This window comes from Novosphingobium mathurense (genome assembly GCF_900168325.1).
Taxonomy (GTDB): Bacteria; Pseudomonadota; Alphaproteobacteria; order Sphingomonadales; family Sphingomonadaceae; genus Novosphingobium; species Novosphingobium mathurense.
The window spans coordinates 301,656-314,410 of sequence record NZ_FVZE01000003.1 but is presented as its reverse complement, the minus strand read 5'-3'; the positions used below and the strand labels follow the sequence as shown (position 1 = coordinate 314,410).

The window sequence follows — 12,755 nt, the reverse complement described above, 5'->3', positions numbered from 1 at the left end:
AAGAGGATCAAGCGACGAGATGACCAGCGCCAGTCCCAGCTTCACCCCCGCGTTCCGGCCCAAGTACATCAGCTTCGACTGCTACGGCACGCTGATCCGTTTCCAAATGTCGGAAATGGCCCGCGAGTTCTTTGCAGATCGTATCCCGGCCGAGGCCATGGATCACATGTGTTCCGTCTTCTCGACCTACCGCTTCGACGAGACACTGGGCCCCTGGAAGCCCTATCAGGAAGTCATTCGCAACGCCGTGCGCCGCACCGCAAAGGCGTTCGGCGTCGAATACCGCGAAGCCGACGCCGATTCCATCTACCACATGGTTCCCAAGTGGGGTCCGCATCCCGACGTGCCCGGCGGCCTTTCGAAGATTGCCGACAAGATCCCGCTCGTCATCCTCTCCAACGCGATGAACGATCAGATCCCGCACAACGTCGCCCTGCTCGGCGCGCCCTTCCACCGTGTCTACACGGCCGAAAGCGCCCAGGCCTACAAGCCGCGCATGCAGGCATTCGAATACATGTTCGACCAGCTTGGTTGCGGCCCCGAAGTGATGATGCACGTCTCTTCCAGCTTCCGCTACGACCAGAATACGGCAACGGACCTCGGCTTCGGCTGCCGCGTATTCGTCGGCCGCGGCCATGAGCCGTCGAATGCGAACTACCGCGACATTGAGATCCCGCACATCGGTTGCCTGCCGGCAGTCGTCGGCCTCTGATCGCCTGCAACGTGACAATCCCGCTCACCCGCCGCGTCTCGCGTCACCCGTTCCCCCGATCGGGGCGGCGCGAGGCGTTGGCGGCTGGGTCACGAAGCCGCGCGAAGGACTTCAGGGCATGCTGATCGGCAACAACCTGTCGAGGCGAAGCGTAATCGGCGCAGGACTTGCCGGGGCTGGCATATTGGCCCTGGGCGGCTGCGGAAGCAACGAGCATAAGGCTGCACCGAAAAAGGGCGGCAGCATTCGGGTCGCGACCCAGGCCGCCTCTACTGCCGATACGCTCGACCCGGCCAAAGGCTCGTTGTCCACGGACTACGTTCGCCATTTCATGCTCTACAACGGACTGACCTGTATCGAGGACGAAAGCCTCATACCGCGTCCTTCGTTGGCAAAGACCATCGAAAGCGCGGACCGGATCACCTGGCATTTCGAACTTCAACGTGGCGTGCGCTTTCACGACGGCAGCGAATTGACGTCAGAAGACGTCGTCTATTCACTGCTGCGTCACAAAGACCCGGCGGTCGCGTCCAAAATGGCAACCATCGCCAGCCAGTTCGCCGAAATACGCGCGGACGGTCGCTATGGGGTAGTGCTCCGCCTCACCGGCGCCAATGCCGACCTGCCCACGATCATGGCCCAGCCGCACTTCCTGATCGTGCGCGCCGGACAAAGCTCTCCCGACGGCACGGGGACCGGCCCCTTCCGTCTCGCCAAGTTCCAGGCGGGTGTGCGCACCGAGGTCATTCGCAACGAAGAGTACTGGATCCCGGGGCGCCCGCACCTGGAGCGTGTCGAACTGATCGCAATCCCGGACGAGGTAAGCCGCGTGAACGCGCTGCTCTCGGGCGACATCCAGCTGTGCAACGCCATTAATCCGCGCTCGACCCGGCGCGTCGAGGTCGATCCCGCCTATGCGGTGATGGCAACCCCTTCCGCGCTTTTCACCGATCTGGTCATGCGCCAGGACCAGTTGCCGACCGGCAATGCGGATTTCGTGCAAGCGGTTAAGCTGATGATCGACCGTCCGCTGATCAAGCGCGCCCTGTTCCGCAATTACGCCACCATCGCCAACGATCAGCCAATCGCGCCCTTCCAGCCCTATTTCAATCCGGACGTGCCGCAGACCGTGCTCGATCTCGACAAGGCGCGCTGGCATGTGCAGCGCGCCGGGCTGAGCGGCGTGCGCCTTCCCGTCTTCGCCTCAACCGCGGCTGAAGGGTCGGTCGACATGGCCTCGATCCTGCAGGAATACGGCTCGAAGGTCGGGCTGAACTTTGCAGTCAACCGCGTACCCGCCGACGGCTACTGGTCGACGCACTGGATGCGCCATCCCATGAGCTTCGGAAACTGCAATCCGCGGCCAACCGCCGACCTAATTTTCAGCCTGTTCTTCGACTCGAAGGCAGACTGGAACGAGAGCGGCTGGAAGAACGAACGCTTCGACCGCCTGCTCATCGAAGCGCGCGGTGAAGCCGACGAAGCACGTCGCGGTGAACTCTACGGCGAGATGCAACGCATCGTGCACGACAAGTGCGGCGTGGCGATCCCGGTCTTCATCAGCCTCATCGACGGCTACGATCGCCGCCTCAAGGGGCTGCGCCCGGTCCCGCTCGGTGCCTTCATGGGCTACCGCTTCGCCGAATATGTCTGGTGGGAAGACTGATGTCGGCTCCAGAAAAACCCCAATCCTCGCTAGCCAAGCTCGTGCCGCTGATCGGCAAGCGCGTGCTCTCTTCGTTGCTCACGCTGTTCCTCGTTTCCCTTGTGATATTTACGGTGAGCGGCCTTCTCCCCGGCGATGCGGCGCAGGAACTCCTGGGCCAGAGCGCGACGCCTGAACAGGTTGCCTCACTGCGACACGAAATGGGTCTCGATCGCCCTGCTCACGTCCGCTACGTCGATTGGCTAGGCGGAATCGTGCGGGGCAATGCCGGCATGTCCTACGTCGCCAACATGCCGGTCGGCCAGATCATTTCCAACCGCCTGCCCAACTCGTTGACGCTTGCCGGGATCACCGCGGTCATCTCGACCGTCATTGCCCTGACCATCGGCATATCGAGCGCGATCAATCGTGGCGGCAAGCTTGACAGCATGCTGAACATCACGACCCTCTCGCTGGTCGCCATGCCAGAATTCCTGATCGCGACACTGGGTGTTCTCGTCTTCTCGGTGAAGCTTCTGTGGCTGCCCTCGATCGCCCTGGTCACGCCCGATGCAAGCTGGGGGCAAATGTTGCGCTCTATGGCGCTGCCGGTCTTCTCGCTGACCTGCGTGGTCGTTGCGCAGATGGCCCGCATGACGCGTGCTGCCGTCGCCGACCAGCTCGACCGGCCCTATGTCGAAATGGCCAAGCTCAAAGGCGTGCCCTTCTCGCGCATCGTCCTGTTCCACGTCATGCCCAATGCCGTCGGTCCGGTAGTCAATGCCATGGCGCTCTCGCTCTCCTACCTCATGGGCGGTGCGATCATCGTAGAGACTATTTTCAATTTCCCCGGCCTGGCCAGCCTTATGGTCAATGCCGTGACGAGCCGAGATATGCCCCTGCTGCAATCCTGCGCGATGATCTTCTGCGCGACATACCTCGCCCTCATGCTGGTCGCGGACATCGTCGCCATCCTCGCCAATCCGAGACTGCGCGCATGACCGGAAAGCTCACCTCCTTCTTGCGCAATCTGCCGGCATCGGGCCGCATAGGGCTGACCCTCGTCGTCTTCTGGCTCGCCATTGCGCTCGCCGGCCCATCGCTGGCGCCCTATTCCGTCGGCGCCTTCGTCGACCAGGACGTATTCAGCGGAGCCTCTTCCCGGTTCTGGCTCGGCAGCGACTACCTTGGCCGTGACGTGCTCAGCCGCGTCCTGTGGGGATCGCGCTACACCGTGTTCCTCGCGCTGGGCGCAGCGATCCTTGCTGTCTGCATCGGAACGTCGTTTGCACTGCTGGCCGCGATCCGTGGCGGCTGGACCGACGAAGTCATCTCCCGAGCGATGGACACGTTCATTTCCATCCCGTCGAAGATTTTCGCGTTGGTCCTCGTGGCGGCATTCGGCTCCTCGCTCCCGCTGCTGCTTCTCATCGCCACATTGACATACGTTCCCGGCAATTTCCGCATTGCCAGGGCGCTGGCGATGAACCTTGTCGCACTCGATTTCGTGCAGGTTGCCCGCGCCCGCGGTGAAGGCCCGGTGCATATCGCCCTTCGCGAAGTCCTGCCCAACATGATCCACCCCCTCCTCGCCGATACCGGTCTGCGCTTCGTGTTCGTCGTGCTCCTGCTTTCGGGCCTGAGCTTCCTCGGCCTTGGCGTCCAGCCGCCCCATGCCGACCTCGGCTCACTGGTTCGTGAGAACATCTCCGGCATCACGGAAGGCGCGCTGGCGATCATCGTCCCCGCCCTGGCGATCGCCACGCTGACAGTGGGCGCCAACCTGCTGATCGATGCCCTCAAGCCGGGAGGCAAGGCATGAGCGCGCCTGCAGTTGAAGTTAACGGCCTCGTCATCGACGTCACCCTGCCCGATGGCACAAGGAAGGCCATCGTCGAGGACGTCTCTTTCGCAATTCCCAAGGGCGAAGTGCTCGCACTCATCGGCGAATCCGGATCGGGCAAGACGACTATCGCCCTCGCGATGATGGGCTACTCGCGTTTCGGTGCGCGCATTACGGCAGACACCATTCGCGTAGGCGACATGCGCATCGACCAGTTGAATGCGAACGAGCTGCCCAAGGTTCGCGGACGGCGCATTTCATACATCGCGCAAAGCGCGGCAGCGGCCTTCAACCCCTCGCGCCCGATCATGGCGCAGGTCATCGAACCGCTGCTGGTTCACCGCCTTGCGAACCGCAAGGAGGCGGAAGCCAAGGCGATCGAGATCTTCCGCTCTCTCGCCCTGCCCTCGCCCGAGACAATCGGCCGGCGCTACCCACACCAGGTTTCCGGTGGTCAGCTGCAGCGGCTCATGGCCGCCATGGCGCTCATCACCGATCCCGAACTGGTAATCCTCGACGAGCCCACGACGGCACTCGACGTTACCACCCAGGTAGAAGTCCTGCGCACCTTCAAGGCCGCCATCGCCGCCAGCGGCGCCACGGCGATCTATGTCAGTCACGACCTTGCCGTCGTCGCCCAGGTCGCGGACCGCATCGTCGTGCTCAAGAATGGGCGCACGAGCGAAGAAGGCACCGCCGGGCAAGTGCTCGAGGCCCCTTCGAGCGACTATACCCGCTCCCTTCTCGCTGCCGCGCGTCCGGCCATACGTCCGTCCGCCGATGCCAGCGAAGACAAGGTTCTGACCGTTTCGGCTATCGAGGCGGGCTATGGTCGCATCACAAACGGCAAGCCAGCGATCCCCGTGCTCAGCGATGTAGGTTTCGCGCTGAAGCGCGGAGCGACCATCGGCGTCATCGGCGAATCCGGATCGGGCAAGTCGACGCTGGCGCGCGTCATCGCCGGGCTCCTGCCGGCGGCCGGTGGTGAAGTCTGCCTGGATGGCGAAGTGCTTCCAGCCGACATGGCGGATCGCAGCCGAGAGCAATTGCGGCGCATCCAGCTCGTTTTCCAGAACGCGGACACTGCGCTCAACCCGGCGCACACCGTTGGAGAGATCCTGTCCCGGCCGCTGGCCTTCTACCACCAACTCAAGGGTGGCGCGGCAGCTGCACGGGTTGCCGAACTGCTCGATCTGATCCGTCTGCCGCGCGGGTTGGAAACGCGCCGCAGTACCGAACTTTCGGGCGGCCAGAAACAGCGCATCAACCTTGCGCGCGCGCTGGCGGCCGAGCCGGACGTGCTGCTATGCGATGAAGTGACGTCCGCACTCGACACGGTTGTCGGCGCAGCGATCCTCGAATTGATCGACGAACTGCGACGCGACCTCGGCATCGCGACGGTGTTCATCAGCCACGACATTTCGACCGTGAAGGCGTTCTGCGACAACATGCTCGTGCTCTATTCGGGCACCGCCGTGGAACTGTCCCGACAGGCCAAATTCGCCGGTGCGATCAGTCACCCGTACACGCGACTGCTGGTCGACTCGGTGCCCGACATGGATCGCACATGGCTCGCCCAGCGCGCCGCCGTCGAACGTGCCGCAATGCCAGGCGCCTCGCTCAAGAATTCGGCTGGAGAGGCCCTGTGCCGCTTTTTGCCGCGCTGCCCTGTAGCCATCGCGGGGACATGCGATGCCATGCCTGCACCGCTGCGCGAGGGCGAAGGGCAGGCGATTCTATGCCATCACACGCTTGCCAATCTTTCATCGGCGGGCCTGGCGGAAGTCAGTTAGATCATGCCGGGGAACCCTCCGGCAAAGCGCAATATTGTTCCGATTAACCGGGAAAACCGGCATCCCATGCCTTCTCACAAACGTTAGAGGGCAGCTGAATTCAACGGTCCGGCATCCTGAAATCCGCCGGGCCGAAGCGGAGAAATCGACATGGTGGTTGCGACCAAGGCCTCCAACGTATTGCGTGACATGACTATCGAGGACCTGCAGCGCGCAGTCGAACTTTCCGCCGAGCAGTCGTGGCCGCACCGGACCGAGGACTGGGAGCTCTTCTACGAACTGGGCGAAGGGATCGTTGCCGAGAGCGAGGGCAAGGTCGTCGGTTCGATCATGGTCTGGCGTTATGGCGGCAACTTCGCCTCGATCGGCATGGTCATCGTCACCCCGGAAAAGCAGCGCGAGGGCATCGGCCGCCAACTGATGGAAGCCATGCTTGCTCGGCTCGAAGGCTGGAACGTCACGCTCAACGCAACGGCGGACGGCATTCCGCTCTATGCCAAGCTCGGCTTCGAACCGTTCGCCACCGTGCATCAGCACCAGGGGCTGGCGCCGACGATGCCACTGGCCGAACTGCGCCCGGGCGAGCGCGTGCGCCCGATGGGAGGGACCGACGACATGTTGCCTGCAATGTACAGCCAAGCACTTGGCATGGACCGCGACTTCTTTTTGCGGCGCATCGCGCGCGACAGCCAGTCGGTGGTACTCTCGCGCGATCACGAACCCGTCGGATTTGCCCTGCTGCGCCGCTTCGGTCGCGGTCGCGTCATCGCCCCGATCGTAGCGCCTGACCTTGGCGGTGCGCAGGCGCTGGTCACGCACTGGCTGGGTGCCAAGGCGGGCAGGTTCTGCCGGATCGACGCGCTGGTCGGGACCGGCCTGTCCGAATGGCTCGAGGATATCGGCCTGCCCTGTGTAGGCAAGGTCACGACGATGGTCCGGGGCAAGCCACCGCGGGGTTCCGGCGCGGCCAAGATATTCGCTGTCGCTTCGCAGGCGTTCGGCTGATGCTGGAACTGCGCGACCCCTCGCTGCTGCGCGAAGCAGCCCTCGTTGCCGGCGAATGGCTGATGGCGGACAAGGCGACCGGCATTGCCGTCAACAACCCGGCCGACGACAGTCTCGTCGGCCTCGTACCTCCTTGCGGCCAGTCCGAGACTCAGGCCGCGATCGATGCGGCGATGGCCGCCTGGCCCGAGTGGCGCGCCCGCACGGCCGGTGAACGTTGCGCCCTTGTCGAGCGCTGGTACGACCTGGTCCTTGAAAATGCCGACGACCTGGCCCGGATCATGACGGCCGAACAAGGCAAGCCATTGGCCGAAGCACAGGGCGAAATTCGCTATGCAGCCACCTTCATCAAGTGGTTTGCCGAAGAAGGTCGCCGGGTCGGCGCGCGCAATGTCGCTTCGCCGGAACGCGATCGCCGCATCCTCGTGTTGACGGAGCCGGTTGGTCCCAGTGCGATCATCACGCCATGGAACTTCCCTGCCGCCATGATCACCCGCAAGTGTGCACCTGCGCTGGCCGCCGGCTGTCCGGTGATCATCAAGCCTTCGGAATTCACGCCTTTCACCGCGCTGGCGCTCATCCAGCTCGCGTTGCGGGCCGGCATTCCTTCCGGCCTCGTCCATGTCCTGACCGGCATGCCGCAGGAAATTGGCGCGACTTTTGCGGCCAGCCCCGACGTGCGCAAGCTCTCCTTCACCGGTTCGACCCGGGTCGGATCTCTGCTCATGCGCCAGTGCGCGGACACCATCAAGCGGGTAAGCCTGGAACTGGGCGGCAATGCCCCCCTGATCGTTTTCGAGGACGCCGACCTCGATCTGGCGGTCAAGGCCACCATGGTCAGCAAGTTCCGCAATTCGGGCCAGACCTGCGTATGCGCCAACCGCATCTTCGTGCACGAAGCGGTGCATGACGAATTTGCCGCGAAGCTTTCCGCGGCAGTTTCAGCACTGCACGCGGCACCCGGCTTCGAGACCGGGGCAACCGTAGGCCCGCTGATCAATGCCGCTGCGGTCACCAAGGTATCCGAGCACATCGCCGATGCGCTCGATCGCGGCGGACGGCTTGTCGCCTCGGGTAGCGGGCGCGAGGACGGCAACTTCGTGCGGCCCGTGGTCATCGCCGATGCCCATGCCGAAATGCGCCTTGCCAGCGAAGAGACCTTCGGACCGATCGCACCCCTGTTCCGCTTCGAGAACGAAGCCCAGGCCATCGCCATGGCGAATGACACGCCTTACGGATTGGCCAGCTACTTCTACACCCGCGACCTTTCGCGTTCCTTCCGGGTCGCCGAGGCACTCGAGACAGGAATGGTCGCACTCAATACCGGTTCGATTGCCATGGAAATGGCGCCTTTCGGCGGCATGAAGGCATCGGGCCTCGGCCGCGAGGGCGGCACGGCGGGCATCGAGGAATATCTGGAAACCAAAGCCTTCCACATCGGCGGGCTGGAACTGTAAGGGGCAAAGGCATGAGCGCGCAGCGCCGCTATTCGATCGCGGTCATCCCGGGCGACGGCATCGGCAAGGAAGTCATGCCAGAAGGCACGCGCGCTCTTGAAGCCGCGGCCTCCGCACACGGCTTCGAAGTCGACCTGCAGTGGCATGATTTTGCCAGCTGCGACTACTACGCCAAACACGGCCAGATGATGCCCGACGACTGGAAGGATCGCATCGGCAAGGTCGACGCAATCTTCTTCGGCGCAGTCGGTTGGCCCGACACGGTCCCGGATCATATTTCCCTGTGGCAGTCCCTGCTGCAGTTCCGCCGTGAATTCGACCAGTACGTGAACCTGCGCCCGGTGCGCCTGATGCCCGGCGTGCCCTGCCCGCTGGCGGGCCGCAAGCCGGGCGACATCGACTTCTGGGTCGTGCGTGAGAACACCGAGGGCGAATACAGTTCCGTGGGCGGACACATGTTCCCGGGCACCGAACGCGAAATCGTGATCCAGGAAACGGTCATGACGCGCCACGGCGTGGACCGCGTCCTGCGCTATGCCTTCGACCTCGCCACGAAGCGCGAACGCAAGCACGTGACGAGCGCCACCAAGTCCAACGGCATTGCCATCACCATGCCGTTCTGGGACAAGCGGGTCGAAGCCATCGGGGCGGAATATCCCGGGGTTACGCACGACAAGTACCACATCGACATTCTCACCGCGCAGTTCGTCATGAACCCGCAGCGTTTCGACGTCGTCGTCGCTTCCAACCTCTTCGGCGATATCCTGTCTGACCTCGGTCCTGCCTGCACCGGCACGATCGGCGTCGCCCCGTCAGGCAACATCAATCCCGACGGGACGCATCCTTCGCTCTTCGAACCGGTCCACGGCTCAGCACCGGATATCGCCGGCAAGGGCATTGCCAATCCGGTCGGCCAGATCTGGTCCGCGGCGATGATGCTGGAACACCTCGGCGAAGCCGAAGCGGCGGCCTCGATCATGCGCGCCATTGAGGAGACTCTTGCCACCGAAACCGGACGCACCGGCGATCTGGGCGGCAAGGCAGACACCGTTTCCTGCGGCAAGGCCGTGGCTTCGCTGATCGGCTGAAATGGTGCCGGCAGGGCGCGGCACAATCTGCCGTCGCCCTGCCGCGATTTGTCCTTCGACAGTACTGACAGGCCTCATTTCAGCGCAACCCGCCGGTTCCGTGCGATAGCATCGGCAGCATGGAAAACGCTCCCTCCCGCTCTCCCGCACATCGTTCCAACCAGTCGCTTGTCGATCTCGACAGGCGGCACCTGATCCACCCGGTCACATCGTTCCGGGGGCACGAGGCGCACGGCGCGCGCGTCCTGGAGTCGGGCGATGGAATGTGGCTCACCGATATCGAAGGCAAGAAGGTTCTCGACGCCTTCGCCGGCTTGTGGTGCGTCAACGTCGGCTACGGACAGGAATCGATCGTCGAAGTGGCGATGGAACAAATGCGCCGCCTTCCCTACGCCACGGGTTACTTCCACTTCGGCAGTGAACCGGCGATCCTGCTGGCAGACAAGCTAGCCTCGCTTGCGCCGGAAGGGCTCGACCATGTCTATTTCACGCTGGGCGGTTCCGACGCAGTGGACAGCGCGATCCGCTACATCACCCACTACTTCAATGCGATCGGCAAGCCGGAGAAGAAGCAGTTCATCGCATTGGAATGGGGCTACCATGGTTCCAGCTCTAACGGCGCGGGGCTGACCGCACTGGCGAATTTCCATCGCGGCTTCGACCTGCCGCGTCCCTGGCAGCATCATATCGCATCTCCCTATCCCTATCGCCATCCCGAGGGCCATGACGATGCCGCGGTGATCGCCTCGACCGTCGCTGCGATCGAAGCGAAGGTGGCAGAACTGGGTGCAGACAAGGTCGCGGCCTTCTGCTGCGAACCGATCCAGGGCTCGGGCGGTGTCATCGTCCCCCCGCGCGGCTGGCTCAAGGCGATCCGGGAAACCTGTGACCGGCTCGGCATCCTTATGCTCGTCGACGAAGTCATTACCGGCTTTGGCCGCACCGGCCCGATGTTTGCCTGCGACGACGAAGGCGTCTCGCCCGATTTCCTGACGCTCGCCAAGGGCCTGACCTCCGGCTACGCCCCGATGGGCGCGGTGCTCATGGCCGATCACGTCTACCAGTCGATCGCCGACTCCGCCCCGGCGGCCCTGCCCGTAGGCCACGGCTTCACCTACTCCGGCCATCCGGTCAGCGCCGCAGTCGGCCTCGAAGTGATCCGGCTCTACGAGAACGGCCTGCTCGAAAACGGTGTGCAGACCGGCAAGCGCTTCGACCATCACCTCGAGCGCATCCGTGCGCACCCGCTCGTCGGCGATACCCGCGGCCGCGGCCTGCTCGGCGCAATCGAACTGGTCAGCAACAAGGAAACCAAGGCCGGTTTCGCGGCCGATCTCGACATCGCGGGCAGGCTTTCCCAGCTCACCTGGGACAACGGTGTGATCGTGCGCTGCTTCGCCAATGCCGTAATCGGCTTCGCGCCCGCACTCTGCTGTTCCGAAAGCGAGATGGACCTGATATTCCAGCGTGTCGAAAGGTCGCTCGATCAATTGCTGGAAATGCCCGACGTTCGCCAAGCGCTCGGCTGAGGAGAAAATAACATGGCACTGGGGCCGAAACTTGATCGCATCGATCTCAAGATCCTGGCGATGCTGCAGCAATCCGGTCGCATCACCAATGTCGAACTTTCCGATGCCGTGGGGCTTTCGCCCAGCCCATGCCTGACACGCGTCAAGCGCCTGGAAAGCGCCGGATACGTTACCGGCTATGGCGCCCACATCAATCTCAACAAGCTCGGCGAATTTCTCACCGTGTTTACCGAAGTGACGCTGAGCGAGCACCGCCGGGGCGACTTCTCCCGCTTTGAGATGCGCATCGCCAAGATCGACGAAATCGTTGAATGCCACCTCGTCAGCGGCGGCTACGACTACCTCCTCAAGTTCGTGGCCCGCGGCGTGACCCACTACCAGTCGATCATCGAGGAAATGCTCGAAAGCGACTATGGTATCGAAAAGTATTTCAGCTACGTCGTGATCAAGAGCCCTTTCATCAAGCACCACTTCCCGATCCAGAACCTGTTCGGCGAATGACCGGACGAATGCGAGACCGATGAACGATATTGCCGACCTGCTCGAACCGCTGATTGCCTTCCGCCGCGACATCCACGCCCATCCCGAACTGGGATTTGCAGAGCATCGCACCGCGCAGCGCATCGCCGAGCAGCTTCGCGCGATCGGGCTGGAAGTGCACGAAGGAATTGGCGGGACCGGTATCGTCGCCGTCTTGCGCTGCGGTAATGGCAAGCGCACGCTGGGCCTGCGCGCCGACATGGACGCTCTGCCCATCGAGGAACGGACCAATGCCGCCTGGTCGAGCACGGTTCCCGGCTGTTTTCACGGCTGCGGCCATGACGGACACGTGGCCATGCTGCTTGGCGCAGCGCAGGTTCTTGCCCGCGACCCGGGTTTCTCGGGCACGCTCAACTTCATCTTCCAGCCCGCCGAGGAAGGGCTCGGCGGCGCGCGGCACATGATCGAGGACGGGCTGTTCGAACGCTTCGACTGCGAGCGGGTCTATGCCCTGCATAACTGGCCGGGCCTGCCTGCAGGTACGATCTCCACGCGCCCCGGCGCAATCATGGGCGCGGCCGACAAGTTCAATATCGTGCTGGAAGGCAAGGGCGGTCACGCCGCGCTTCCGCATGACACGCCCGACGCAATCCTTGCCGCCGCCAGCCTCGTACAGCAGCTCAATACCGTTATCGGCCGCGACATCCCGCCCAGCGCCAACGCCGTTCTCTCCGTCACCGAGATCGCCGGCGGCCATGCGCACAACGTGCTGCCTGCCAGCGTGCGCATCGGCGGCACCGTGCGCAGTTTCGATCCGGTCGTGCAGGACCGGATCGAGGAGCGCATGCGCCAGATGATCAAGGGAATCGAGACCTCGTTCGAAGTGCGCGGTTCGCTTGAATACGATCGCTATTACCCCGCGACGATCAATGATGCGGATGCAGCGAAGGATGCGCTGGAAGTTGCTGCGACGGTCGCGCGCGCGGAGCTGGCACCCGAACCGGCGCCGACGTCCGAGGACTTCTCCTTCATGTTGCAGGAACGGCCCGGCGCCTATCTCTGGCTGGGCCAGGGCCGCGGCGACAATCCGCCGCCGCTGCACAACCCGCATTACGATTTCAACGACGACGTGATGGAAACCGGCATTCGCCTGCACGTCGCCCTTGCCCGGCACTGGCTGCAGGACTGACGCGACCCCTGCGG

At 63.5% G+C, this 12,755-nt stretch carries 11 protein-coding genes; all 11 read left to right on the top strand.

What is annotated here, in order from left to right; genetic code table 11:
- Positions 1 to 19: 19 nt before the first annotated feature.
- The 11 genes from B5483_RS12450 to B5483_RS12400 all read left to right on the top strand — a co-directional run bounded on the left by B5483_RS12450 (position 20) and on the right by B5483_RS12400 (position 12,741).
- Complete coding sequence (locus tag B5483_RS12450; RefSeq protein ID WP_054944553.1) at positions 20 to 712, top strand: haloacid dehalogenase type II; 693 nt, start codon at positions 20 to 22, stop codon at positions 710 to 712.
- Positions 713 to 830: 118 nt separating this feature from the next.
- Positions 831 to 2,378 (top strand): ABC transporter substrate-binding protein, encoded by a 1,548-nt coding sequence (locus tag B5483_RS12445; RefSeq protein WP_054944554.1) that lies wholly within the window; start codon positions 831 to 833, stop codon positions 2,376 to 2,378.
- Positions 2,363 to 3,358 (top strand): ABC transporter permease, encoded by a 996-nt coding sequence (locus B5483_RS12440; RefSeq protein ID WP_079730712.1) that lies wholly within the window; start codon positions 2,363 to 2,365, stop codon positions 3,356 to 3,358. Before B5483_RS12445 ends, B5483_RS12440 begins: the two co-directional genes overlap by 16 nt.
- Complete coding sequence (locus tag B5483_RS12435; protein WP_054944556.1) at positions 3,355 to 4,179, top strand: ABC transporter permease; 825 nt, start codon at positions 3,355 to 3,357, stop codon at positions 4,177 to 4,179. Before B5483_RS12440 ends, B5483_RS12435 begins: the two co-directional genes overlap by 4 nt.
- Positions 4,176 to 5,993: an ABC transporter ATP-binding protein gene (locus tag B5483_RS12430; protein ID WP_054944557.1), complete on the top strand. Its 1,818-nt coding sequence runs from the start codon at positions 4,176 to 4,178 to the stop codon at positions 5,991 to 5,993. The genes B5483_RS12435 and B5483_RS12430 overlap by 4 nt, the downstream gene beginning before the upstream one ends.
- A gap of 150 nt (positions 5,994 to 6,143) precedes the next feature.
- Positions 6,144 to 6,998, top strand: a complete 855-nt coding sequence (locus B5483_RS12425; RefSeq protein ID WP_079730570.1) for a GNAT family N-acetyltransferase — start codon at positions 6,144 to 6,146, stop codon at positions 6,996 to 6,998.
- Entirely contained in the window at positions 6,995 to 8,455 is a 1,461-nt protein-coding gene (locus B5483_RS12420; RefSeq protein ID WP_425435042.1) for an NAD-dependent succinate-semialdehyde dehydrogenase, read from the top strand. The genes B5483_RS12425 and B5483_RS12420 overlap by 4 nt, the downstream gene beginning before the upstream one ends.
- Positions 8,456 to 8,466: 11 nt before the next feature.
- The gene (locus B5483_RS12415) at positions 8,467 to 9,543 is read left to right on the top strand and encodes a tartrate dehydrogenase (protein WP_079730568.1); all 1,077 of its coding nucleotides are present in this window, start codon (positions 8,467 to 8,469) and stop codon (positions 9,541 to 9,543) included.
- Between the two features lie 119 nt (positions 9,544 to 9,662).
- Positions 9,663 to 11,072, top strand: coding sequence for an aspartate aminotransferase family protein (locus B5483_RS12410; protein ID WP_079730567.1), 1,410 nt, complete (start codon positions 9,663 to 9,665; stop codon positions 11,070 to 11,072).
- A gap of 12 nt (positions 11,073 to 11,084) precedes the next feature.
- Complete coding sequence (locus B5483_RS12405; RefSeq protein ID WP_054944562.1) at positions 11,085 to 11,573, top strand: Lrp/AsnC family transcriptional regulator; 489 nt, start codon at positions 11,085 to 11,087, stop codon at positions 11,571 to 11,573.
- A gap of 19 nt (positions 11,574 to 11,592) precedes the next feature.
- Positions 11,593 to 12,741, top strand: coding sequence for a M20 aminoacylase family protein (locus B5483_RS12400; RefSeq protein WP_079730566.1), 1,149 nt, complete (start codon positions 11,593 to 11,595; stop codon positions 12,739 to 12,741).
- The last annotated feature ends 14 nt before the right edge of the window (positions 12,742 to 12,755 follow it).